Origin of the sequence: Catenulispora acidiphila DSM 44928 (assembly GCF_000024025.1) — a bacterium.
In the GTDB taxonomy this organism is placed as follows: Bacteria; Actinomycetota; Actinomycetes; order Streptomycetales; family Catenulisporaceae; genus Catenulispora; species Catenulispora acidiphila.
The window spans coordinates 4612957-4637128 of sequence record NC_013131.1 but is presented as its reverse complement, the minus strand read 5'-3'; the positions used below and the strand labels follow the sequence as shown (position 1 = coordinate 4637128).

General features: G+C 70.2%; 23 protein-coding genes, 1 tRNA gene and 1 pseudogene. 7 read left to right on the top strand and 18 right to left on the bottom strand.

Going from position 1 to position 24172, the window contains the following annotated elements:
- Positions 1-45: 45 nt before the first annotated feature.
- Positions 46-1536: a hypothetical protein gene (locus CACI_RS20295; RefSeq protein WP_015792698.1), complete on the bottom strand. Its 1491-nt coding sequence runs from the start codon at positions 1534-1536 to the stop codon at positions 46-48.
- A complete protein-coding gene (locus CACI_RS20290) occupies positions 1533-2048 on the bottom strand; it encodes a SigE family RNA polymerase sigma factor (protein WP_015792697.1) in 516 nt (171 codons plus the stop codon). Before CACI_RS20290 ends, CACI_RS20295 begins: the two co-directional genes overlap by 4 nt.
- Positions 2049-2231: 183 nt before the next feature.
- Between CACI_RS20290 and CACI_RS51330 the strand changes: the two genes are divergently transcribed.
- Both CACI_RS51330 and CACI_RS20280 read left to right on the top strand, forming a co-directional pair.
- On the top strand, positions 2232-2729 hold the full coding sequence (locus CACI_RS51330) for a hypothetical protein (RefSeq protein WP_015792696.1): 498 nt from the start codon (positions 2232-2234) through the stop codon (positions 2727-2729).
- Entirely contained in the window at positions 2726-3058 is a 333-nt protein-coding gene (locus CACI_RS20280; protein WP_015792695.1) for a winged helix-turn-helix domain-containing protein, read from the top strand. The genes CACI_RS51330 and CACI_RS20280 overlap by 4 nt, the downstream gene beginning before the upstream one ends.
- Here the strand turns inward: CACI_RS20280 and CACI_RS20275 are convergent.
- Complete coding sequence (locus tag CACI_RS20275; protein WP_015792694.1) at positions 3033-3962, bottom strand: DMT family transporter; 930 nt, start codon at positions 3960-3962, stop codon at positions 3033-3035. The two genes, CACI_RS20280 and CACI_RS20275, sit on opposite strands and share 26 nt — an antisense overlap.
- Before the next feature lie 71 nt (positions 3963-4033).
- Between CACI_RS20275 and CACI_RS20270 the strand changes: the two genes are divergently transcribed.
- Positions 4034-4993 (top strand): LysR substrate-binding domain-containing protein, encoded by a 960-nt coding sequence (locus CACI_RS20270; protein ID WP_015792693.1) that lies wholly within the window; start codon positions 4034-4036, stop codon positions 4991-4993.
- A gap of 155 nt (positions 4994-5148) precedes the next feature.
- Here CACI_RS20270 and CACI_RS45855 read toward each other — a convergent pair whose 3' ends face one another.
- Positions 5149-8367 carry a glycoside hydrolase family 3 C-terminal domain-containing protein gene (locus CACI_RS45855; protein ID WP_015792692.1) on the bottom strand — a complete coding sequence of 1073 codons (3219 nt, stop codon included), beginning with the start codon at positions 8365-8367 and terminating at the stop codon, positions 5149-5151.
- Between the two features lie 395 nt (positions 8368-8762).
- Entirely contained in the window at positions 8763-11852 is a 3090-nt protein-coding gene (locus CACI_RS47170) for a SpoIIE family protein phosphatase (RefSeq protein WP_063643540.1), read from the bottom strand.
- A 599-nt stretch (positions 11853-12451) separates the two neighbouring features.
- Between CACI_RS47170 and CACI_RS20255 the strand changes: the two genes are divergently transcribed.
- Positions 12452-12535, top strand: a tRNA-Leu gene (locus tag CACI_RS20255).
- On the opposite strand, the gene CACI_RS48100 is transcribed toward CACI_RS20255, so the two are convergent.
- From CACI_RS48100 to CACI_RS20225, 8 genes and pseudogenes are all read right to left on the bottom strand, one after another.
- Positions 12517-14244 (bottom strand): recombinase family protein, encoded by a 1728-nt coding sequence (locus CACI_RS48100; RefSeq protein ID WP_015792690.1) that lies wholly within the window; start codon positions 14242-14244, stop codon positions 12517-12519. The two genes, CACI_RS20255 and CACI_RS48100, sit on opposite strands and share 19 nt — an antisense overlap.
- Positions 14245-14280: 36 nt before the next feature.
- Positions 14281-14748, bottom strand: coding sequence for a recombinase family protein (locus CACI_RS20245; protein WP_015792689.1), 468 nt, complete (start codon positions 14746-14748; stop codon positions 14281-14283).
- A gap of 240 nt (positions 14749-14988) precedes the next feature.
- The gene (locus CACI_RS51325) at positions 14989-15147 is read right to left on the bottom strand and encodes a hypothetical protein (protein WP_015792688.1); all 159 of its coding nucleotides are present in this window, start codon (positions 15145-15147) and stop codon (positions 14989-14991) included.
- A complete protein-coding gene (locus tag CACI_RS52580; RefSeq protein WP_223297740.1) occupies positions 15144-15311 on the bottom strand; it encodes a hypothetical protein in 168 nt (55 codons plus the stop codon). Before CACI_RS52580 ends, CACI_RS51325 begins: the two co-directional genes overlap by 4 nt.
- 143 nt (positions 15312-15454) lie before the next feature.
- A complete protein-coding gene (locus tag CACI_RS52575) occupies positions 15455-15814 on the bottom strand; it encodes a hypothetical protein (RefSeq protein WP_223297739.1) in 360 nt (119 codons plus the stop codon).
- A pseudogene (locus CACI_RS54310) lies at positions 15810-16199 on the bottom strand (DNA cytosine methyltransferase); the annotation flags it as partial. The pseudogene CACI_RS54310 and the gene CACI_RS52575, both read right to left, overlap by 5 nt.
- Before the next feature lie 80 nt (positions 16200-16279).
- The gene (locus CACI_RS20230; protein ID WP_015792687.1) at positions 16280-17248 is read right to left on the bottom strand and encodes an adenine nucleotide alpha hydrolase family protein; all 969 of its coding nucleotides are present in this window, start codon (positions 17246-17248) and stop codon (positions 16280-16282) included.
- A gap of 28 nt (positions 17249-17276) precedes the next feature.
- Positions 17277-17570: a hypothetical protein gene (locus CACI_RS20225; RefSeq protein ID WP_015792686.1), complete on the bottom strand. Its 294-nt coding sequence runs from the start codon at positions 17568-17570 to the stop codon at positions 17277-17279.
- A gap of 74 nt (positions 17571-17644) precedes the next feature.
- On the opposite strand from CACI_RS20225, the gene CACI_RS20220 reads away from it, so the two are divergent.
- A complete protein-coding gene (locus CACI_RS20220; protein WP_015792685.1) occupies positions 17645-17866 on the top strand; it encodes a hypothetical protein in 222 nt (73 codons plus the stop codon).
- Between the two features lie 370 nt (positions 17867-18236).
- On the opposite strand, the gene CACI_RS20215 is transcribed toward CACI_RS20220, so the two are convergent.
- The 5 genes from CACI_RS20215 to CACI_RS20195 all read right to left on the bottom strand — a co-directional run bounded on the left by CACI_RS20215 (position 18237) and on the right by CACI_RS20195 (position 21955).
- The gene (locus CACI_RS20215; RefSeq protein ID WP_015792684.1) at positions 18237-18989 is read right to left on the bottom strand and encodes a hypothetical protein; all 753 of its coding nucleotides are present in this window, start codon (positions 18987-18989) and stop codon (positions 18237-18239) included.
- A 65-nt stretch (positions 18990-19054) separates the two neighbouring features.
- Positions 19055-19807: a hypothetical protein gene (locus CACI_RS20210; RefSeq protein WP_015792683.1), complete on the bottom strand. Its 753-nt coding sequence runs from the start codon at positions 19805-19807 to the stop codon at positions 19055-19057.
- A 114-nt stretch (positions 19808-19921) separates the two neighbouring features.
- Positions 19922-20182, bottom strand: a complete 261-nt coding sequence (locus tag CACI_RS20205) for a hypothetical protein (protein ID WP_015792682.1) — start codon at positions 20180-20182, stop codon at positions 19922-19924.
- Positions 20179-21168, bottom strand: a complete 990-nt coding sequence (locus CACI_RS20200) for a TRM11 family SAM-dependent methyltransferase (protein ID WP_015792681.1) — start codon at positions 21166-21168, stop codon at positions 20179-20181. The genes CACI_RS20205 and CACI_RS20200 overlap by 4 nt, the downstream gene beginning before the upstream one ends.
- Entirely contained in the window at positions 21161-21955 is a 795-nt protein-coding gene (locus CACI_RS20195; RefSeq protein WP_015792680.1) for a hypothetical protein, read from the bottom strand. Before CACI_RS20195 ends, CACI_RS20200 begins: the two co-directional genes overlap by 8 nt.
- Positions 21956-22669: 714 nt before the next feature.
- On the opposite strand from CACI_RS20195, the gene CACI_RS20190 reads away from it, so the two are divergent.
- Positions 22670-23395: a hypothetical protein gene (locus CACI_RS20190; RefSeq protein WP_015792679.1), complete on the top strand. Its 726-nt coding sequence runs from the start codon at positions 22670-22672 to the stop codon at positions 23393-23395.
- Between the two features lie 354 nt (positions 23396-23749).
- The gene (locus CACI_RS20185) at positions 23750-24172 is read left to right on the top strand and encodes a pilin (RefSeq protein ID WP_015792678.1); all 423 of its coding nucleotides are present in this window, start codon (positions 23750-23752) and stop codon (positions 24170-24172) included.

Genomic DNA, 24172 nt, shown 5'->3' with positions numbered 1-24172 from the left:
CATTTTCAGAGCTTCTGCGATAGTGCGTCCCGCGAACGACGACGGTCAGTTCCTGGCGGTCCAGCGCGACGCGGTGAGCTTGGCGAGATTCTGCAGCCACACCTGGTCCGCCGGCGCCGACAGGTCGGGCATGCCTTGATCCTGCGTGACGTCGACCCGCAGAATCGTGTCCCCGAAGCGCTCCCACACGGTGACCGCGTTGGTCCCGACGCCGTACTCCACGAAGGCCTCGTCGCCGATCCCTGTCGGGAGGTCCTCGACCGTGTCCTTGGAGTACAGCAGACCATTGCTATCGCATCCGCCGGCTGCCTGACTGCGTGCCGTGGCCATGGTGGACGGTCCGGTCCCGAGCGGCAGCGGATACTCCAACTCCGTGACCGTCACCGGCTTTCCGCCCGGCGTGGCCACCGCGTACGCCGCCACCCGTCCTCGCCTCACCAACGGGTTGACGTCCTTGTACGCGCAGCCGTTGTCCATCGGCAGATCGCCTGAGCCATCGCCGGACGATCTCGGGTCGTAGGAGGCGTGAGTGCTGAGGTCACCGGGCCTGAGGAACTGCTCGGGAGCCTCTCCGTCCACCGAGGACTGGTCGGCCACCCCGAACTGCGGATCGGCCAGAACCGCCGAAAGTTTCGTCTCGGTGATCGGGTTGGGCTTCAGCACCACCGAGGGATCAGGAGCCTGGTTCATGCGGGCCGGATCGGTGAGCGTGGTGCTGCCGTTGGCGTAGTCGGTCCAGACGACGACCATCCCGCCGGCGTTGTCCGGGTACTCCCGGATCGCGACCGTCACCGTGCCCTGACCGTTCGGCGTCGAGGAGCTGTCGAGCTTCGAGCCGTCGGACAGCGGGATCGACGTGCACTTCGACCAGTGTGCCCGCGGCGTCGGCGGGGTGTTCTGGAAGACGTATTGGAGCATGTAGCCGCATGGGACGCTGTCGGTGCTGACGTCCGGCGTGTCGTGGGTGTACCGGCCCAGCTGCTGCGCGTTCAGCGCGACCGTGGCCGCCAGGCTGCCGTTCGGCTTGTCGGAGTTCCGAGGCGGCACGGTGCCGTCGGTGGCGTAGACCGAAGTCGCGGTCATCGCGGTGACGCCCTTGACCGCCGAGGCGCTGTCTTTGACGGTCCGATACTGCGGGACGGACGCGGCGGAGCCCATGCTGCGCAGGTACGCGTGCCCGGGGTCCAGGACGTCGATCAGCTCCGAGGCCTTGTTCACGACCGAGACCGGCAGGACGGTCGAGGGCGCCTTCTGGGAGTCGGCAACGGCGATCGAGGCGTAGTGGAAGACGCTCGAGGAGTGCGGCATCACCGTCATCAGCCCGCCCCCGCCGCCGAGGGTCATCCCGCCGAGCCCGACCACCACGGCGGTCGTCACGGCCAGCGCGCACAGCGCCCCGCCGCCGACCGAGACGGCGCGCAGCCGCCGCCGGCGCCGGCCGCCGATCTTGATCGCGGCGACGTCCGGGATCCACAGCGGCTCCTCGTCGAGGCGCGCACGCGTGAACAGCTCCTGCAGCCAATCCGGGTCGTTCACGCGAGTTCTTCCGTCCGTGCGAGGTGGACCGGGTCGACGATGACGCGCAGGGCGGCCAGGCCCTTGGACGTCTGGCTCTTCACGGTCCCCGGGGAGCAGCCGAGCGCGTGGGCGGTCTCCTCCACGCTCAGGTCCTCGAAGTACCGCAGGACGAGCGTCGCACGCTGCCGGGGCGGCAGCCGCCTCAGCCCGGCGACCAGCAGGTCGCGCACTCCGTCCGGCTGGGGCGCCGGATCGGCGACCTCCGGCAGCATGTCCGTCGGCGCCTCCCACCGCCACCGCGCGCGCCGCTTCTCATCGATCAGGGCCCGCAGAAGGGTCTTGCGCAGGTAGGCGTCGAACGCCTCCTGCCGCCGGATCCGGTGCCAGGAGGCGTGCAGCTTCATGAAGGTGACCTGCACCAGGTCCTCCGCCTGATGCCAGTCCCCGCACATCAGATACGCGGTGCGGCGCAGCGAGGTCGCCCGCCCGGCGACGAGTTCGTCGAACTCCGCCTCCTCCGAAGCGCGCATCCGCCCCCTGCCCTCCGTGGGAACCCTTTTCCCCCGTCCTATCGACGAGGGTGGGAAACGGTTGGGTTGCCTGCGGCTGCGGGTCGTTTCAGCACACGACGAAGGGTTCACGGGCCGACGTCACTTGCGGGCCGTGGGATCTCCGACTACTTTCCTAGTAGGAAAGTAGTTCCGGGAGGGAAAATGAACGAGCCCATCGAGCCCATCGAGCCCGCCGACGCCGCGCGCGCCCTCGCCGAGATCGACCTGCGTCGCGAGCAGGTGATCCGCCGCAAGGTCTTCCCGCGCTGGTATTGGTGGGCTCACGCCGCTCTGATCACCGCGCTCGCGACCGTCTTCCAGTCCGGGCACGGCGCGGTCGTCGCCATCGGCGTCGCCGCCTACCTGGTCGGCGCGTTCGCCATCGACCGACCGGTGTCTCGCGCCGCGCGCGCCGCCACACCCCGCCGCGGCCTGGCCGGCCCGGGCGCCGGTCGCAGGACGCTGATCGGTCTGGCGACGTTCCTGGCAGCCCTGATCGCCGTGTTGATCACGACCGCCCTCAGCCTGAAAGCGGCCGACGTGCCCTACCCCATCACGATCGCCGCCGCGCTGACCGCGGCGCTGTTCGCCATCGGCGGCCAACTGCTCGTCCGCTACGAGGCGGCGTTCCTGGTACGCCGCTCCGGGAGCCGTCGATGACCACGCCCAAGTTCGACGAGCTGATCCACGCACCCACGCGGTTATCGCTGGTCGCCTTCCTCGCCGCGACGGACTGGGCAGACTTCGCGGTCCTGCGCGACAGCGTCGAGCTGTCCGACTCAGCGCTGTCCAAACAGCTCACCACCCTGGCCGACGCCGGCTACATCGAGATCCGCAAAGCCTTCGTCGGCAAACGTCCCCGCACCTCAGCCCGCCTCACCCCCGCCGGCCGCACCGCCTTCGACGGCCATGTGCTGGCGCTCCAGCAGATCGTCGCCGGCGCGGGCCGGTCGGTGGTCGCGCTCAGCCGGTCGTCCGAGCAGGGGTAGGTACAGAGGCGGGCTGGATCTGTTGTCTGGCAAGCGTTCCGCGCCCCCGGCGCTGAATCAGCACCACGCCGCCGATGCCGACGAGCCCGCCGAGCAACTCCAGCGGCTGCGGGGTCTCGCCGAGCCAGACGAACGCGACCGCGAGCGTGACCGGCGGTACGAGGTACAGCGCGGCGGTCGACAGCGCCACCGGGTACCGCGCGACCGCGTAGCCCCAGGTCACGAAGCCCAGCGCGGACGGCGCCAGGCCGAGGTAGAGCGCGGAGGCCAGCGCCGGGGCGGTGGCGTGGGAGGTGGCGTGCCAGGCTGCCGGGAGCAGCGGCAGCAGGAACAGCGTGCCGCTCCACATCGCGTAGCAGGCGACTTCGAACCCTGAGTAGCGGCTCAGCAGCGGCTTGGACCCGAAGTGGTAGGTAGCCTGCACGATGGCGGCGGCGATGACCACGAGCGCGCTCGTGGAGACCCGCGCCGAGCCGCCGCCGACGGCGACGATCGCGGCGCCGCCCAAGGCGATCAAGCTGCCGGTCACGACGCGCGCCGTGACCCGCTCCCCCAGGAACGCGGCGGCAAGCAGAACGCTGAAGACCGGCGCGACGGAAATCAGCAGGCTGGCAGTCCCCGCCGCGACATGGACCTCGCCCCAGTTGAGCAGCAGCTGGTACACGCTCATGCCGGCAGCCCCACACATCGCGATGCGTGGCAGGTCCCGCCGACGCGGCCGCCGCACTCCCATAAACGGCGCGACCACAGCCAGCGCCACCGACGCCACCACCAACCGCTCCAGCGACAGCCCGGCAACGCCCAACCCCGGCACGCCGACCCTGATCGCCGGGAACGCCGAAGCCCAGAGCACGACGGTTGCGCCGAGGGCGAGACCGCGAGGAGAGACGAGCGCAGTGTTCACGCGTCCAGCCTCGCGCCTAGAATAGGGAAGATCCAGTTACTCTTTCTTCGCTGTTCCCAAAGGTGGGCTTCATGATAGACGTCCGTCGGCTACGGCTCCTGCGGGAGCTGTCGGTCCAGGGCACCGTGACCGCCGCCGCCGAAGCCCTGCACCTGACGGGTCCCGCCGTCTCGCAGCAACTGGCCGCGCTGGAGAAGGAAGCCGGCGTCCCACTCCTGGAGAAGCACGGCCGCACCCTGCGCCTGACGTACGCCGGTCAGCGTCTGGTCGAGCACGCCGACGTGATCCTCGGCAACCTCGCCGCCGCCGACGCCGAACTCCAGGCACTGCGCGCCGGGCAGCGCGGGACGGTGTTGATCACCGCGTTCCCCTCAGCGGCGCGAGTTCTGCTCCCGCCGCTGTGGCAGCTGCTGGCGCAGGACAGCGAGGCTGAGGTTGGCGACGTCGGCGCCATGCGACCAGAGCTGCGCATCACCGAAGCCGAGCCGGACGTCTCGGTGGAGATGCTGCGCCGCCGCGAAACCGACATCGCGGTCGCACACGCCTACAGCCTCCTGCCGCGTCCACTCCCACCGGGCTGCGAACAGCATCGGCTGATGGAAGAACCGGTGTACCTGGCGCTGCATCCGGACACCGCCGCGGCGCACGATCTGACGCCCCACCAACCTGCCGAGCTCGCCGATTTCCGTGACGAGGGCTGGCTTCTGCCCGATCCCCGCACCTACTGCCACGAACTCACCCGCCGCGCCTGCGGGGCGGCCGGCTTCGTCCCGTCGCCGATCGCCGCGGCCACCGACTTCTCGGTGCTCACCGCGCTGGTCGCGGCGCGCGCCGGCGTCGCGCTCGTGCCCCGCATGGCGCTGCCCGCCGACACCCGCGGCGTCAGCCTGCATCCGCTGACCGCGCCGGTCACGCGGAGCGTGTACGCGCTGGCGCGCAGCGGGGAGGCGGGGCAGCCTCGGCTGAGCCGGGTGCTGGAGGGGTTGCAGACGGTGGCACTGAATCAGTACAGCGTCACGGCGTTCGTCTGAGACCTGTCACGGTGTCCGTCTGAGATCTGTTTGCCAGCAAGCGATCCCGCGCTTGTTGTCAGCTCTTACAAACGCGCCGGTACCGAATCGGCCCGCGCCCCTCCGTCTCGGGAAAGGGCGCGGGCCGATGTGAATCAGCGAACTGTCTTAGCCGATCAAGGCAGCTGCCACTTCTGGTTCGCACTGGCGGTGCAGTCCCAGATCTGCAGCTGGGTCCCGGAGCCGCCCGACGCGGTGTCGTCCAGACACCGGCCGGAGTGCGGGTTGACCAGCTCGCCGTTGCTCTGCGCCTGCCAGACCTGCGCGACGGTCCCGTTGCAGGTGTAGAGCTGGACGAGGCTGCCGTTCGCGGTACCGGCGGCGTTCACGTCCAGGCACTTGCCCAGCGCCTGCAGGCTGCCGTTGGACTCGACCGTCCACTGCTGCGCGGTGGTGCCGTTGCAGGTGTAGACCTGCACCGGAGTGCCGTCGGCGCTGTTGGCGCTGCGCACGTCCACGCACATGCCCTGGTAGCCGGTGATCGGACCGGTGCTGCCGCCGCCGCCACCGGTGGACGTGCCCGCCGGGGACTTCCACACTTGGTTCGCCGCGCCGGAGCAGTCGTAGATCTCGGTCTTCGTCCCGGACAGGCCCGAGCCGGTGTCGTCGAGGCACCGGCCGGACGCCGGGTTGCGCAACGTGCCGTTGGTCTGCGGCTGCCACTGCTGCGCGCCGCTTCCGTTACAGGTGTACAGATCCACGGCGGTGCCGTTCGCGGTACCGCCGGCGGCGATGTCCAGGCACTTGCCGAGCGAGTGCACCGTGCCGTCGGCTTCCTCGGTCCACTGCTGGGAGTTGGTCCCGTTGCAGGTGTAGACCTGCACGGCGGTGCCGTCGGCGTTGTTCGCCGCGGCCACGTCCAAGCACAAGCCCTGATAACCGACCAGAGGCGTCGTCGGAACGCCGCCGGAGGAGGCCGCGACCGTCCACACGAAGGACGTGGTGGCCGTGGCTCCGTTGCCGTCCTTGGCGGTGACATCGACGGTGCTGGTACCGGCGGTGATCGGCGTGCCGGTGATCTTCCCGGAGGACGAGATCGCCAGCCCGGCCGGCAGCCCGGCGGCGGTGAACGCCGCGGTCTGACCGGCCGTGGTGTCACCGGCCGTGACCTGCACCGAGACCGCGGCGCCGGCCACGCCCTCCTGCGGACCCGGGTTGGTGACGCTGACCGGCTGGCCGAGCTGGTTCGCCGCGACGGCGAGCGTGCCGGACAGTGTCAGGGCACTGGCAGAGTCGGCGTCTCCGACGGCGACGCCGTAGTTGCCGGTGCTGGTGGCCCAGTTGTTCGTGCTCGTGCTCCAGTAGTGCAGGTTCTGCTCGGTCAGCGGGAAGGAGACGGTCTGGCTCTGACCCGGCTGCAGGTTCACGCGCGCGAAGCCCTCCAGCTGGCGCGGCGGCTGGCCGGAGGCGGCCGGGTCGCTCACGTACAGCTGCGCGACGTCGGCTCCGGCCCGGGACCCGGTGTTGGTCACCGTCGCGGTCACGGTCGCCGCGCCGCCCTGTGGCAGGGAGCTGATCTGCAGATTCGAGTAGGAGAAGCTGGTGTAGGACAGGCCGTATCCGAACGGGAACAGCGGTGTCAGGCCTTTGCTGTCGTACCAGCGGTAGCCGACGTCCACGCCCTCGGAGTACTGCACCTGGCCGTTGGTCCCCGGCCACTGCGCGCTCGTGCTCGCCGGGACTTGGGACAGCGAGGTCGGGAACGTCACCGGCAGGTGGCCGGAGGGGTTGGTGGTGCCGTACAGGATCCTCGCGATCGCCGTGCCGTCGCTCTGGCCCGGGTACCAGGCCTCGAGCACGCCCTTGACCGAGGACAGCCACGGCATGGTGACCGCCGAGCCGGTGTTCAGGACCACGACGGTGTTGGGGTTCGCGTTCGCCACCGCGGAGATCAGCGAGTTGTTCGCACTGGACAGGTCGATGCCCGACAGGTCGCTGCCCTCGGACTCGTTGGTACTGACGAAGACCACTGCGACACTCGACCTCCCCGCGAGCGCCGCCGCCGAGCTGGTCGAGGATCCGGAGTCGTAGGACACGGTGGTCCCGGCCGGGGCGGCGCTGGTGATGCCCTGCAACGGCGTGACCGTGCCGCTGGAGTTCACCGACGCGCTGCCGCCGCCGGCGCTCTGCACGTTGGTCGAGGCGTCCGCGCCGATGACGGCGATGGAGGTGTCGCCCGAGCCGAACGGCAGCACGTTGCCGGAGTTCTTCAGCAGCACGGTGCCCTGCTCGGCGAGGTGTTCGCCGGCGGTCTGGTTCGCCGAGCTGGTCGCGGTCGCGCCGGGCGAGCCTGTCGGCGGCTTGTCGAACATCCCGAAGGCGAACTCCTCGGTCAGGATGCGCGACACCGCGGTGTTGATCGTGGCCTGCGACACCTGGCCGGAGTTCACGGCGGATATCAGGGCGCTGCCGTAGTAGGTGTTGTCACCCGGCATGTCCTGGTCGAGCCCGGCGTTCACCGAGGCGGCGCCGGCGTGCGTGGCGCCCCAGTCGGAGGTCACGAAGCCGCCGAAGCCGAACTGGTTGCGCAACACGGTGTTCAGGACCGTCGGGTTCTGGCAGGCGTAGGTGCCGTTGATGGTGCTGTAGGAGCACATCACCGACGACGCGGCGCCCTTCTGCACCGAGGTCTGGAAGGCCGGGTCGTAGATCTCCTCCAGCGTCTGGTTGCTGGCGATCACGTTGTCCGACGGGGAGTTGCGGTTCGTCTCCTGGTTGTACGCGACCAGGTGCTTGACCTGCGCCATCGTGCCGGTGGACTGCACGCCGCGGATGTCGGCGGCGCCCATCTGACCATTGAGATAGGGATCCTCGCCGACCGATTCGAAGGCGCGCCCCCAGCGCGGGTCGCGCACGATGTTGATGGTCGGACCGAGGTCGACGGTGGTGCCCTTGGCCGCCTCCTCAGCGCCGATCAGCTGACCGAAGCTCTGCTCGGCGGAGGTGTCGAAGGTGGCTGCGACGTCCACCGGCGCGGGCAGCTGGGTGACGTTGGTCATGCCGTCGGCGACACCGGCGGGACCGTCCTCCAGGTTCATCGCCGGGATGCACAGCGAGCCGATCGCCGGGGTGAACCCGACGTAACTCGAGCCGCTGGATCCAGTCATCAGCTGGACCTTCTGGTTCAGCGTCATGGCCGCCAGCAATTGGCTCACCCGTTGCGGAATCGGCGCGGTCGATCCCACCCACGGACACGCCGCCGACGCCGCGGACGCGGCCGGTGCGGCCTGCGCCCCGGGCACGGCCGCGTAGGTCGCGACCGCGGACGCGGACAGCGCGGCCAGCGATATCAGGACTCGGACCCGGCCGAGCCGGGGTCTTGCCGTTCTGGACATGGTGCCTCCCAGGGCATGCGGAAACAGGGGCAGCTGTGCAGGAGGTGACGTCGGCGCGCCGAGGGAGGCGCAGCCGCGAGACGGCCGGTCTGGTCGCCAGCGGCACGTTTGTTATCGGCATCAACAAACAGTGCGGTAACCCGGATGAAACACCTGTGACGAGGTGCTGTCAATGCCTGGCTCATATGCGTGGGAGGGCCGGATCGGCGGTCTCACCAGGCGTTATCCGGCGGAAAAACCGGCGGAGGAGGGGGCTGCTTCGTGAGGCAGGGTACTGCTTCTCGCTGGGGCGGTTCTGATCGCCGGAGGGTGCTGCTGCTCGCTGGAGGAGTGCAGCTGGTCGCTGGAAGGGTCTCTCGCCGCGAGCGGAGGCGCCGTGCGTGCGGCGTCGCCGGCTAGTAGTCGCCGTTCGCCGGCAGCGGCTGCTCGGACCAGATCACCTTGCCGCGCGCGGTGTACCGGGTCCCCCACCGCTGTGAGAGCTGCGCGACCAGGAACAGGCCGCGTCCGCCCTCGTCGAAGGTCTGCGCGCGGCGCAACCGCGGGGAAACGCTGCTGCCGTCCGCGACCTCGCAGATCAGGGCCCTGTCACGCAGCAGGCGCAGCTCGACCGGGCCGGTGGCGTACCGGATCGCGTTCGTCACCAGTTCGCTGACGATGAGCTCGGTGGTGAAGACCAGCTCGGTCAGGCGCCAGGCGCGCAGCTGGCGGGAGACCTCGGCGCGCAGGAACGCCACCGACTCCGGCGTCATCGGCACGTCCCAGGTGGCGACCCGATCCGGCGTCGTGCGCCGGGCGCGCGCGGCGAGCAGGGCGACGTCGTCGGCGGGGCGCTCCGGCAGCAGACCGCCGATCGCCGAGGCGCACAGCTCCTCCGGATCGCGTCCGGGTCCGGCGAGCGCCGCGCTCAGCCGCTCCAGCCCGTCGCCGATGTCCTGCTCGCGGCTCTCGACCAGGCCGTCGGTGTAGAGGACCAGGATGCTGCCCTCGTCGATCGGCAGCTCGACCGCTTCGTACGCCGATCCTCCGAGGCCCAGCGGCGGGCCGGTCGGCAGGTCCAGGTACTCCACCGAGCCGTCGCGGGCCACCACGGCCGGCGAGGGGTGCCCGGCTGCCGCGACCGAGCACAGCCCGGTCACCGGGTCGTAGACCACGTACAGGCAGGTCGCGCCGATGATGCCGACACCGCGCTGGTCCTCGGCCTCGTCGGCGTCCATCGACTCCACGAGCGCGTCAAGCTGGCTGAGCAGATCCTCGGCCGGCAGGTCCAGCGCGCAGAAGTTGCGCACGGCGGTCCGCAGCCGTCCCATCGTCGCCGCGGCGTGGATGCCGTGCCCGACGACGTCGCCGACGACGAGCGCCACCCGCCCACCGGATAACGGGATGACGTCGTACCAGTCGCCGCCGACACCCTCCTGCGCGGGCTGATACCGATGCGCGACTTCCACCGCGCACTGCATCGGGAAGGCGCGTGGCAGAAGGCTGCGTTGCAACGCCAGCGCCATCGCACGCTCCCGGGCGAAGCGGCGCGCGTTGTCCAGGCACACGGCCGCGCGCGAGGCGAGGTCACCGGCCAGCTGGAGGTCGTCCTCGTCGAAAGGATCGGCATTCCCTAGGCGGTAGAAGGACGCCACGCCGAGCACGATGCCCTGCACCATGATCGGCGCGGCGATCACCGAGCTGTCGGGATCCTCGGCGACCCAGCGCTTCCCGGCGGTGGCGGCGGTGAGCTGCGCGTCCAGCACCGGATGCCGCTGAACCATGCTGCGCGCCTGCGCGGTGGCGGCGTTGTAGGCGACATGCGCGCCCGCCGGACGATGCACCTTGCCGCGCCGGACGGTGCGCACCGCAACCCGCCGCAACTTCACTTCGCTGCCGGGCGGAAGGCACTCCTCGCCGTCCAGAACCCAGCTCGCCAGGTCCACCGCGACATGCTGCGCGAAGTCCGGGAGCGCGATCTCGGCCAGCTCACCACCGGTGAGCTCCATGTCGAGCGTGGTGCCGATCCGGCCGCTGGCATCCAGGAGGAGCGCCAGGCGCTGGCGCGCGGCGACCGCGATGCGCCCGACGGTCGGCTCCCCGACCATGACCAGCTCGGGATTCGGCGCGCCAGGGTAGGGGTGGGGGGTGGTGGCGCCGGCGGGGCGGGGGATTTGGTGGCCGGAGGCTGGGGGTGGGGTTGATGTAGGGGGCGTTGGTTGAGGGTCGCGGCCGGGCTCGGCTTCTGGTTCTGGGGCGGTCGGGTGCGGGAGGCTGTTATTGATCTGTGTCGCAACGCATTCCCCGACTGATCTGGCTTCCCTCCCCGCCTGCACACCGGACATCGCCATCTCCACCGGTTCAATCCGCAGTGCGATCATCTGCGCCTGATGGTGCTCCGAGCCACCCGAACCGCTTGCGCCGCCCATCCCATCCGGCGTCCTCGCAGCCGGCAACCTCGCCGCAGCACCAGCGGTCTCGCAACCGCCGGCCGTCTCCAGTTCCTCGGCTGTCATCCCCAGCGCATCAGCGGCCGTCTCCAGCTCGCCGGTCGACACACCCACCGATACACCCACCGACACACCCATGGGCATATCCATCGGCATATCCGTCGACGCATCCGAAGACATTTCCTTTGCCGTATCCAGAGCACCCGTCGTCATCTCCGGGGCACTCGTCATCTCCGCTTCCACCGTGACCACCTCCGTGCCGGCCGCGGTGCGACCGGTGCGGGCCGTCAACTTGGCGTGGCGGCCGCCGGGCAACGCGATCGTCACCACGTCGCGTCTGGCCGCCGCGACCAGTTCGGCCGCCTTGCCCCGTACGAGCTGTCGGTCGCGGCGGTCGCCGTGGCCGGGGTCGGCGCCGTGCCGCTGCCGGGTGGCGAGCACCAGCTCACCCCGGGTCCGCCGCGCTTCGCCGACGTCGCCGCTCCTGGTGCTGCCCTCGCCGCAGCCGCCGCCGACCGTGATCCCACCGGCCCGCCGTGCCTGGGCCAACAACGCCCGTTCCTTCGCCGAGTACTGCTCCAGCAGCCGCAGCTCGATGTTCTCCGCGGCCTCCGCCGCCAGCGCCGCCATCAGCGGACTGGCATCCCGACGCCACGACGTGAGGTCCACGACGCCCCGAATCCGTCCACTGAAGGGATCGCGAATCGGCACCCCGGCACACACGAACGCCAAGAACCGATCGGCGAAGTGCTCCCCCGCGAGCACCACAGCCGGCCGCCCCTCGGCCAAAGCCGTCCCGATGCCATTGGTCCCGGCGTCAGCCTCGTGATAGCTGAAGCCCTCCGCCAGCTGCACGGCGTCCAAGTGCCGGTTCAACCCCGGCTCACCCGCCCGCCGCACCAGAATCCGAGCCGCCGCATCGCTCAACACCACGCACACCGGCGTATCGATCAACAGCGCGTGCAGCCGCTCCAACACCGGCGCCGAAGCCCGCAGCAGCGACTCCTCAGTACCGGTGTCCGGCTCATACGGCAGATCGACATCCTCGGGCCCCAACCCACCGGCCCGACACCGCCGCCACGACGCCAGAATCCCCGACCGCACCGGTCCCCCGGCACCGCCGCTCCCAGCACCGGCTCTGCCAACCGCACCAGCGGCTACCGCCTCACCGGCACTACCAGCACCACCCGCACCGCCAGCGCCACCGAACGCGCCGCTCAGCGCACCACGCCACTGCCCGGCACCGGCCCTACCAGAACCGCCGGACCCAACACCAAAACCAGCACCGGCCCCGGCACCAAACCCACCGCCGCCAGAACCGACACCACCACCAGCGACTCCCTCGCCAACACCCTCACCAGCGAAGAACCGCTCCCGGGCCCGCGCAGGACCCCACTCCGACTCCCAGACACTCCCGATGACGCACCATCCCTGCACAGAAAGTAAGCGGCACCCACCAGAAGCTAACCCCGCACCACCCCCCGCACCCCCAACCCCCGCCCCAAAGGTCCGAACAATCACCCGTCAGGGTGAGCCCACCCGCCCCACCCACCGCCACACGAACCGCGGTGAAACAGCACCCCCAACTTTTGATATGGTTGACCCAACGCGAGCCGATCAAGGCGGCGAAAGCCGCACATCAGCTCACGAAACTCGTCCGAGTGGCGGAATGGCAGACGCGCTAGCTTGAGGTGCTAGTGCCCGTTAAGGGTGTGGGGGTTCAAGTCCCCCCTCGGACACTTACCATAACCCCACGACCATTGGGATCGAGATTCATCTCGGCCCTGATGGTCTTTGTACTTGGGGCGTAGGTTAGGCGCAAGCCGAGCTGGTCGTACACGCGGGCCTTGTCCTCTAGCGTGGCGTTCTGGATGACCTCTCGAATGTCTCCCAGCGCCTGAATCATGAGCGTGATGGCTTCTTCGCTGAGCCGCCCCTGGGGGTTGGCGCGGGCGCGTCCGGTGGCGGAGCTTGCCACGGCGGCGGCGCGTTTCGCGTTGATCTCCGCGATCCATCCGCTGACGGTGACCGGGTCGGCTCCGGCTTCCAGTGCCGCGCGGTAGGTCTCGAGCTTGGCGTCGCATTCGGCGACCTTTGCGGCGGCATCGGCGTCCGGTTCGGGGGCCGTCGCAGGCTCGGCGAGCGCGGCGGCATTGTCGGCCATGGTGCGGATCGTGTCGCCGATTCGGTGCGGGGCGAACAGCTTGATCAGCCACTTGTCGAGGATCGGCAGGACGTCCTCTTCTTTGACGTAGACGTTGTCCGGGTGCTGTACGTGGTTGGCCAGCGCGTAGTCCTTGGCGTACCGGCAGCGGTAGTTCGGTTTGCCGTGGTTCTGCTGTCCCTGCATCTTGCGCCCGCATAGCCCGCACCACAGGCGGCTCTTGAAGACGTAGAAGTGCTGCGTCCGTGTCCGCTCACGGTTGGTGCGGTCGTGACCGTGGGCGGCGCGGACCTTCTTGGTGGCCTCAAAGTCCGTCACGGACACCAGCGGCTCGTGGACCACCTTGTCCGACCAGACCCAGCTGCCCTCCTTGTTCCAGCGCAGCTTGGTCTCGTAGCCCTCGGCGACGTTCTCGACGTCGAGCAAGACTTCGTCTTTGCGCTGCTTGTTCCACACCTGTCGTCCGGTGTAGCGGGGGTTCTCCAGGATCGCCTTGACCGCGCCTTTGCTCCAGCCTTCGCCCGTGCGGTGGCTGTTGCGGCCGGGGTCGGCTTGTGACGGGGAGAGGATGCCGTCGCGGGTGAGTGCTTCGGCAATGGCGTAGAACCCGCGTCCGCGCAGGTACTCGGCAAAGATCCGCTTTACGACCGGGGCATAGTCTGGGTGGGCTTCGAGCTGGTGCAGGCGCTTGCCGTCCGCGGCCTTGGCGGGGTTCGGATGCGGGCCCAGGTCGGCCAGCCGATAACCGTAGGGCGGGCGGCCCCCGAGGTATCTGCCCTCGATCTTGGCCTGGGCGGCCATGGCCGTGCGTACACGGATCTTGATGCGGGTGCGCTCGCCCTTGGACATGCCGCCGAACACGCCCATGATCAGCTCGTGGGCTTCGGAGTCGGGGTCGATGGCGCCGCCGACCTCCGGGACCCAGAGGCCCACGCCGTAGTGGCTGATCACGGGCATGGTCAGGAGGAACTGTCCGCCGTAGAAGGCGCGCTGCGGTTCACCGATCACGATCGCGTCGAAGCCTCGATTGGGTTTGGTGAGGTCGGCGAGAAGGTCGTTGGCACGGGGCCGCCGCTTCCATGGGAGCGAGCGGGACATGCCGATGTCGAAGTACTCGGCGACGATCTCGCCACCGGCGGGTTCTATCAGGGTCAGGGCGCGGGAGCGCTGCCAGTTACGGGAGGCTTCGGGGTCCTGGTTGTCCTCGGTGGACACCCGGCCGTAGAAGGCGAAGCGCAGCCCGTTGCGCGCCAGGCGCGGGGCTCCGACGTCTATCAAGCTCACAGGAGTGTGCCTTTCTAAAGGTGTGTGAAGCGCGTGTCAGCGGCGCCGGTCGGAGATGGGAAACCGGCGGGCGCGGCGTGTGGGGCTCGGCGGGGTGGACATCCGTGCGGCGATCGCGATGACGAGGTCGTCGGCGGTGACCGGGTGCAGCGCTTCGCGGGGTGTGCAGGCCGGGATGCCGATCGCCTTCAGGGCGGCGGGAATGTTGGCCGGGCCGATGGCGTGGTGCGGGTCCTCGACGATGACCACCTCGGCGCGTACTGTCTTGTCGGCCAGCCTCTGGGTGAGCTTGCGGGCCGCTGGACGCGCCGGCCACGGAGTGCTTCGCGTGACGGCGAAGTCGGTGTAGACGCCGACGACCTGCAGTTTCAGTCGCTGCGCCAGCTCGGCGATGCGGGCGGCCTGCCGCAGTACGGCGGCGTCTTGGTCGCCGGGGGTGCCGCTGCCGACTCGGTGATAGAAGACGGCGCGTATCCGCGCGCCGTCGGAGTCGCTTCGACTCATGTGGAAACCTCTTCAAGACGTGGGTGTGTATGGGCCCGGTGGCCTCGATCTCGATCGAGGCCACCGGGCCCGTTTTGTCGTTTCTGCGGTTAATGCGGGATGAATCCCGCGAATCGGGCTGGACCAGTGGTAGCCGTGTTCCCCCCTTACTTCAAGTCCTTGATTTAAGGAGCCCTCTTCGCGGGCGGCCAAACTTATACACGGGCTCGCCGACGCTCGATCGGCGGCGGAGCCTGACTGCTACTCGGCCTGCTCGGCGGCGTGGAGTAGGAGCTCAAGCAGTGCCCTGGCCGCGGCCGGGGTGAGCTGAGGCTCCTCGGGGGTGAAAAGCACCTCGGCCACGGTGATCTCGGCTTGGTTTCCTCGTTTGCGCCGGGGCGTGGGGCCCGGGCCGCTCACGGAGTATTTCCGCTGTGCCGGTCGCAGCCGCAAGCCCGGCAGGCCAGCTCGCGGAACGCCGTCTCGGCGTGCTGCGGGACGACTCCGTTCCCGGCCAGTCGCAGCGCGGCGATCCTGGAGACGTCCGGGACTGCGGCGAGGTAGTCGTCGGCCGGCAGCCCCATCACCCAGGCGGTGAACTCCGGCCGCAGACGCGGGCGGCCATTGCGTCCCGGCTCGGTCGGATCGGGGGCCGGGCGGCCGACGATGTGCTCCCAGCGCCGGACCGCGTCGGCGTAGACACCCCACGGATAGGACGAGTGCCCGGTCAGGCCGCTTCGGGCAGGTCCTCGACGGGCACGGCCGGATGCCGGGCCAGCCTCGCGATCGCCGAGGTGAGCATCAGATCGCCCTTGGACCCGTGCTGGTTCGGCGAGCCCTTCGTGCCGTCCGAGGCCCTGGGCGTCGGGAACAGCACCACCTCCGAGCGCGGGCTCGTGAGCACCGATACCGCGTCGTCCAGCCCGACCGAGTGACCCCCCGCCCGGCGCGCAACAGGATTGGACGCTCCCCGCCCGTCGCCGTCGCGGGCCTGGGGTGTGGGCAGCAGCTTCAAGGAGCCGCTGCGCGGGCTCGCCGGGTTGCCAGGCGAGGATGAACATGCGGGCTCGTCGGTGCGGGGCGCCAACTTCGGCTGCTCGTAGGCTGAGCCATTCCGTGTGGTACCCGCTGCCGGCCAGGTCGGCTTGGACCCGGTCGAGCCCGCGCCCTCGGAGCTGAGCAACGTTTTCCAGCAGCACGAGATCGGGTCGTAGATCGCGAACGGCGGCTGCGACGGTGAACCAAAGTCCACTCCTGTTTCCCTTCTTCAGTCCCTCGCCGCGTCCGGCGATCGAGATGTCCTGACACGGCCACCCGGCCGTGAGGATGTCGACGCCCGGAACGGCGTCACGATCGGCGAAGTCGAGCCCCGTGATGTCGCCGAGGTTCGGCACCCGCCGGTGGTGGTGCTTGAGCACCCGGACCGCGTCCGGGTCGTTGTCGGCGAACCAGACAGGCCGCGCGCTGAACACCGCCTTCGCGGCCAGATCAAGTCCGCCGTACCCGGTGCAGAGGCTGCCGAGCCGGGGCGCGCTGCCCGCGCGTGCCAGGCTCAAGCGGCCACCTCCGAGGAGCCCGGCGGGGTCTCCGGTCGTCCGGAGCGGCAGGCCCACGGTGAGCAGCCGTCGGGGTCGCCGTCCTCCCAGTTGTCGGCTTCGTCGGCGCCGACGAGGCGCAGGTGTCGGCGCTTGGGCGGGGCGTCGATCGACGCGGAGTCCAGCGGCTGCAGCGAGGGGTGTAGGAACGCCTGGCCGAGCAGCGGCCGGCCATTGGCGTTGGCGCGGGCGGAGCCTTCGCGGATGGCGTGGTCGAACTCGACGGCCTGGTTCCACTGCTCGGGGTGGTTGTCCCTCAGATTTCTCCAGCCAGCGTTTGAGGTGTAAGGGCACCCAACACACGCACTCTTGGACACGGCCGCGAACCCGTGGGAGTCGAGGTACGCCTGCGTGTCGGCGCGGGTGAGACCCAGCTCGAGCAGGGGGAAGGTGTTGACGGCGTACTTCACGCCGGAGTCCTTGGCCCTGTGGAACTCATCGGAGCTGATTCCGACCCACATGTTCAGGTGCTGGCTGCGCTTGACGCGGCCGATGCGCCCGTCGTCGAAGACCTCGGCCCCGAGGCGTCGGCGGGCCTCCGCAAGCAAGATCTTGATCTTGTAGGTGGAGGTGCATTGCCTGCGCAGCATGCCTTTGGAGCCGTCGCGGTTCTTGATGAACATCGGCATCGTGGAGAACCGTGAGTTCGGGTCGAGCGCGTCGCGGCGGATGTCGCCGGCTGACAGGCGGACGATCTCGATTCCGGCGGGCTTGGCGACCTCGTTCTCCAGCCGGTCCAGGGCGGCGTAGGTCTCGGGGCGTTCCCAGCCGGTGTCGGCGAAGGCGGCGTAATCGAGCTTGGGTAGCAGTCCCTGGGCGGACATCAGAAGGAGTGCCGAGCTTTGCACTCCGGCCCCCATGGAGAGGGCTTGGATCGTGGGGGGCTTGGTCGGGTGGGGGCTGTTCTGGTGGTGCTGTGTGGTCATAGGTCTCCTGAGGGGTGGCGGGTCGTGGCTAGCGCTGGGGCCGCGCGGACGGGCGGGCGGCGGCACGGCGGCGTGCGGGCCGGGAACGGCGCGCCGCGGCACCGACGGCGGCGGTTTCGGCGGTGTGGGGCTTGGCGGCGTCGTGGTCGGCGACGACGGCCGCCGACCAGTCGTGCAGGGCCTGGGTGCGGGTCTTGATGTCCTCCAGTTCGGCGCGCACCGCGCGGCTGGTGAGGTCGGCGCGGTCGGTGTCGCCGGCCTTGGGGGCCAGGCCGTGGACGGCGGCGAGGTCGCGGATGTAGGCGTCGGTGTCGAAGGCCATGGGAGTCCTGTTCAAGAGGGAATCGGGGTGGGCGCGGCGGCGCCTGGGCCGCCGGTTCAGAGCGGAAGTCGCAGATGGCGGCCGGTGAGGCGGAGGACTCCCGGTCAGCCGCCGACGAGGTCGAGGTCGCCCGGGTGAAGGGGTCGGCGCCGGACAGTTGGCGGCCGGCGGTCAGGCCGGCGGCGGCGATCGCGGCGAGCAGGAAGAAGATCCAGTCCATCGCGGAGTGGCCGTCGGCGACGTTGCTAAACAGCTCGCCGGAGTGGTCGAAGATGACGCCGGCCGGGATGTCGTAGTGGACCCACAGCTGGATGGCCACGGCCAGGAAGTCGCCGACGAATCCGACGGCGAAGGCCAGGGCGGCGGCGATCACCGGGAGCAGGGCGGTGCGCGGTGCCGGGGCCTTGGTCAGGCAGCGGGCGAGGACGAGGCCGACCAACAGGCAGGCGTATGCGAAGTGGTGCTGCGTGAGTCCGGAGACCAGGCCCCACACGGCGGTCAAACCGAGAGTGGCGGCCAGGGTTCGGACGATGGCGGGACGGGCGGCGGCGAGCGCGGTCAAGGACGACTCCAAGATGGTCGAAATGCAGGATGCGGAAGGCAGGGAGGAAGGCCCGGCCGGACCCCGAGGGGTGGGCCGGTGGTCCGGCCGGGGGGCGAGGTGGGTTAGACCGGCTGGCCGGTCAGGCGCGCGGCCAGCACCGTGGCGGCCTTGAGCGCCGAGCCGTTGTCGGCGTCCGGGTAGGCGTCGCTGATGACGGCGAGCTTGTCGCCGACGCGCACCAGGATCAGCTCGGGTTGCTGGTACTTCGCGGCGTCCGGGCCGGTGGCGGTGATGCGGACGTCCAGCGCCTGATCGCCCAGGTGCGAGATCTCCGTGGCGGAGACGGCTCCGCCGACGCTCGCGCCGTTGGCGTTGGGGGCGTTGAAGGTCTGGCAGCGCTCGGTGAGCGACTGGACTTCGGCGATCTGGCGGGCGGCGTCGCCGGGGTTGGTGGCAGCGAGCACGATCTGCGCGATGGGCACGCCGTGCGCGGCCAGGGTCTCCTGGGCGTAGGCGGCGCGGTAGTCCGCGGTGGCCTCGTCGGCGGTGATCTGTGGGACGACGAGGCAGTCGGCGCCGACCAGGGCAGGGGCCGGTAGCGCGTCGGGGTCGGTCCAGTTCTGGCCGCTGTCGGCGGCGTCGGTGACGGTGACGGCGGAGGCGAGGTCGGCGCCAGCCGGGAGCAGCGCCTTCAGGGCGGTGCCGGTGGCGGTCAGGTCCGGTGCCGTACTGGTTGCCGGACTCTTCACAGCCGTTGCGGCGGTGCCGGAGCGCGCGGCCGGGTGGCTGCTCCCGCAGGCGCTGACACCTGCGGTGATCGTGCCGGCGGCGGCGAGGTAGACGGCGGTCTTGACGAGGGTGGTGCGGCGGTTCAAGCAGTTCTCCTTGCGGGAGTTGCGGCAGCGGTGGGAGCGGGATCGGGCCGGAGTTCGGGCGGGTGCTACTTGCCGGTGAGGCGGTCGGCCAGGAGCCGGGCGGCCGAGACGGTGGCGGCCTCGTTGCGGGTCTGGTCGGCGTCGGAGACGGCGGCGATCGTGTCGCCGACGCGGACGAGGAGGACCTCGGGCTGGGAGTACTTCGCCGCGTCCGGTCCGGCGGCGGCGACCCGGATGCGGATTGCCTCGTCGCCGATTCCGGCGAACGAGTCCAGCGCGACGGTGCCGCCGACGGACAGGCCGGCAGAGTCCGGCGCGGCGAAGCTGGCGCAGCGATTGGCGAAGGCGCGGATCTCGGCGAGCTGCTTGGCCGCGTCGCCGGGGTTGGTCGCGGCGACCACGAGCTGCAGGGAGTTGCCGGCGTTGTCGAGTTCCTCGCTGGCGTAGGCAGCGCGGTAGTCGCCGGTGAGGACGTCGGCGTCGATCGCGGGGGCGGCGGTGCAGTCGGCGGTCGGCAGCGACGGGGCCGGAAGGTCGGTCTCGGCGGTGAACTGCGTACCGGTGTCGTAGACACCGGAGACGTTGATCCCGGCAGCCAGGTCCGCCTTCGTGGGGAGCACGGCGCGCAGCGCCGGACCGGTCGGTCCCGACGGTGTCGAGGCCGTGGACGGTGTCCCGGTCGCCGGGGCGGACGCGTGGCTGGGACGTCCTGCCGGGGCGGGGCGGTGGTCACTGCCGCAGGCGGACAGCGAGGCGGCCAGCAGGCCGGCGGTGGCGACGGCGGCGGCCGTCGTGCCGAGGGTGGTGCGGCGGATCAAGTGGTGCTCCTTGCGGGCGGTGCGGGGTGCATTGGGGCGGGGGTTCTGGGGTCGGATCAGGCGGTGCCTGCGCGCTCCTTCACGGGCTGGACAGGTCAAGGAGTTACGGCGGTGTCAGGTGTCGCGGACAACGGCGTCGGGGCCGCCGCGATCGACCAGACGGCGGGCGTGAGCCCGGCACAGCCGCAGTCCCTTCGTGCGCGGGGTGTTGCCGGTCGCGGTCGCCGGGATCGGGCACGGGCCGTGCCGTCGGGCCCCGGTCTGGGCGGTGTGGCAGGTGCGGCACCAGGGCCCGGCGGGGTCGTCGATGAGGTCGTGTTCGCAGCGCGGGCACAGCGCAGGTCGGCCCTGGCAGATCTCGGCTCCGGCGCTCACACGATCTCCGGAATCTCGCCCGAACCGCCGTCGCCGTCGGCCTGCTTCCAGGCGCGGCCAGGCTCGGTTTCAGGGCCGTCGAGAGCCGGTCCCGGCGCCTGGAACAGCAGGACATCCTCCGCCACGATCAGGTGCATCGGGACGCCGGCGGCGCGGGCCTGGCGGATGTTCGCGAGCTGGAAGAAGCTCGGCCGGGTGACCAGCTGCCGGTCGCGGACTCCGGCGATCAGGGCCAGGCACCGCTCGATCGGCTGCAGGCCCGCCGCCACCCCGGCGGCGATGACCTCCGAGGGCAGATCGACCAGTTCCCCGTGCTCCCGCCAGGGCCGGGCGGTCACCGCGACCACGCCGCCGGGGCGCAGCAGTTCCCGGCAGCCGGACAGGATCTGGGCGAAGCCGGCGACCAGTTCCTCGCGGCCGACGTGGGCGAGGTTCCCGCGGTCGGTGGAGTAGCGGTAGTCGAACTTCTGCACGCCCTTCTCGCCGGTCTCGGCGGTGGCCTTGATCTGGCCGTGGACCGCCGCGCCGTAGGGCGGGGAGGTGATGACCAGGGCGGCGGTTCCGAGCAGTTCCGGCGGCGCGACCTTCGCCAGCTTGCGGGCATCCGCGCGGATCACTTTCGCATCGGTGCCGACGGCTCCCTGGGCGCGGGCCAGGGCGATGTTGGCCTCGGCGTACTTGGCCCAGCGGGCCTCGTACTCCACGCCCAGGGCGCGCCGTCCGAGGTGCAGCGCCTCGACCAGGGTGGTGCCGATTCCGCACATCGGGTCGACGACCAGATCGTCAGGCTGGGTGTAGGTGGAGATGGCGTAGGCGGCGATGTCCGGGAGCATCTTGGCCGGGTGCGCGACCGAGTCCGGGGTGTAGCGGCCGGTGCGCTGGGCGCGGGAGTTGCGCTGCGCGGTGACCCAGATCGAGGTGGGTATCCCCGACAGGCTGCGGGCCGGGGTGCGGCCGGTCGGGGCGGTGGTGGTGCTGTCAGTCAAGGTCGTCGTCCTGTTCGGGCTTGCGGAAGATGAGCAGGTCTTGATGGGCGCGGGCGTGGACCGGAAGTCCCGCCGCGCGGGCGGAGTAGAAGGCGTCCAGATCGGCCTCGGCGAGGGTCGGCGTGATCCCCTCGTCGTCGATGAAGGCGTCGACCACGGCGATGTGCTGCAGGTAGTCCAGGCCCGCGTCGCGCGCCGCGGCGATGACGGCTCCGGTGTCGTCGGCGAAGTCCGCACCGGGGCGGGGCCGGGGCACCAGGACGGCGAAGATCCCGCCGACTTCCAGGTGGTCCCGGGCGTCCTTGGTCTTGTGTTCCAGGCGTGCGAGGTACGCCTGTGCGGGGGTGGATCCGTGCCAGCGTCGCTCCCCGCCGCAGTCGCCATCGGAGGGCACCGGGGTCACGACGTGCAGGGCGTAGCGCCTATAGAAGTCGGCGTTCGCCGCCGCAACCGGATCGTCGATCGGCACGAAGCCGGGGATGTGGCTGAAGCCGGTATTGCCGCCCAGACAGCCCGGGTAGGCGAGGTGGCTGACGAGGTAGTTCTGGTCGGGCGTAGTGAACTGGCGGATGATCTCGGCGAGCACCCAGTCGGGGGTCTGGGAGCCGGTGTCTTCGGTGGGCTGGCGGGTGTCGGGGTGAGGGGCGAACCAGACGTTCGGCGGGACTCCGCAGCCGCGGATCCGCTGCCGCCTGGCGGGACGATTGGTGCTTTCAGTACTCCGGCCGCTGGTGCCGGGATGCGCGTCGCCGAGGGTTCCCGGGGCGCTGTGCGGGTGCTGTGTCATGACGTTTTCGCGTCGTGCGGCACCGCGTCGTGCTGACCTACTTCATTAGTCCAAAAAAGACCCCGGATTTTCGGCCGCAAGTCAAAATGTGATCCAGTTCACACCGTGGGGAAATGCGCATTCCCCGGCGGCTGAGCTGAAAGGCGCGTGCGTAAAGCGGCAATGACGTGCGACGTCGGCATGGCCCGCGTCCGAGCCTGTCCAGCCGCGCGTCCTCGGCGTGCCGCCATCCTCGCGTGCGACGAGCCGCCGAGAGGCGAGCTTGTCGCGTGGCTCGGGGCGCGACGCGCTCGCCACCCGTGGCTCCGATGCGGCCAGTCCGCGCGCTTTCCCCGTGCGCTGGATGCTTAGCCGCAGTTCAGACAGCAAATGCGCACGAAATACGCACGGAATGCGCACGGCGCGAGCGCGGCTTGCGACGTCGCGCGCGGCCATGGCCCGACCCAGGATCCCGTCCGGGCGCGGGACCGCGAGCACGGGCGCCAGCCAGCCAATTTCAAGATCTTTTAGGCGTGGCGGCAGCGTGCTTGAGCGTGCGGCAAGGCGTGCGCAAAACCCTGGTCGGCCGGGTTTTACGCACGAAATACGCACGGGCTTCTAAAGGCTGGAAGTGCCGCTCGAAGGCAGCCCGTGCGTATTTCGTGCGTACTTTTTGCGCATCGCGAATCGTTCGATGTGGCCATCCCAACCGCACCGAATGAACGGAGCGCCGAAATGGCCGCCACTACTCTTCCGCTGAAATCCCTGAAGAAGACTTTCGACCTGCTTCGCATTGACCCGCAGCACCTGTACCTGGCCGTCCCGGCCACCGACGCCGCGCCCGAGTCAGTGATGGATCTGAACGAAATCACCGAGCTGCTGTGGGACGTCGAAACCGATGCGGCGATCGCCAACAACATCTGGGCCGAGATCGTGCGGCAGACCCGCACCAAGAACTCCGGATGGACGGTGGTCGCCTGCGGCCTGGCCGGGCCCGCGCTGATGTCCAAGGCCGGCATGCTCAAGGCGTGCTTCCCCGGCGCCGACACCGCCGAGGTGCAGGCCGAAATGGTCGAGGGATTCCTGATCGCACTGCGCACGATCGACCTGGACGACGCCGGCATCGAGAGCGTGGCCGGCGCGCTGGCGAACAAGGCGTTCAACATGGCGCGCATCCCCTACCGCGAGGCCGCCGGGGACATGGCCGACCTGTCGGCTGACGGGCTGGTCTCCGGCCCGCCGTGCTTCCCGGTCGGACACCCCGACATCGTGCTCGCCCGCGCCGTGCGGGCCGGAGTGATCACGGCCGAGGAGGCGGAGTACATCGGCCGCACCCGGCTGGAAGAGCGCAACCTGGCCGACGTCGGCGCAGAGCTAAAGGTGGCGACCACGACGCTGTTCGATCGCCGCGCCGCAGCCGAAGCCCGGCTGGTCGAGGCGCTCGCCTCTGGAGCGATCTGACGGACTGTCAAAAAGTTCTTCGGCCTCGGCCCGAAAATCCGGGCCTGTTTTTGGACTAATGATGTGCCGGGATCTTTCCGCCCGGCTCCGAGACCCAGGGCCTGCCGCACCTTCCGCGTGGTGCTGACCCCTCCACTGCCTGACACCGACCTCATCCGAGAAGGAGCGAGTGTCGTGCGCGCGGCGGCCTGACCGGACCCCTCGGCGATCGCAGTTCCGCTTCACCTCTCGCGGCAAAACCTCGGCCTTCCAGACCGCCCCGAGCCTCCTCGCTCGCGGCGCCGAGCCCGCCCCGGAATCCCCGGCGCGCAGCCGCACATCCCCTCCCCGCACAAGCACCAAAGGACCCACCCCATGCACCAGCAGATCGATTCCGCGCGCCCGGAAACGGGCGAGCCCGCGGACATAGCGGCCTCGTCGGCCCGGCCCCGTCGTCGGCACCTGCGCATCGCGGCAGCCGTCACCTCCGGAGCGCTTCTGGCCGCGCTCGGCGCGAGCCCGGCGATGGCCGCTGTCTCCGGCGACGGCGGGCAGTACCTGGCGGCGGCCGACATCCCGACCGTCATCAGCAATGTCACCAACTGGCTCATCGGCATCCTGGCTGTGCTGGCCACGCTGATGCTCACCATCGGCGGCGTCCGCTACGTCCTTGCCGCCGGCGATCCGGCCGAGGTGGAGAAGGCCAAGACCTGCTTCAAGTCGGCCGGGATGGGCTACTGCCTGGCGGTCCTCGCGCCGGTCGTGGTGACTGTCCTCAAGGGCCTGGTCGGCGGCTGA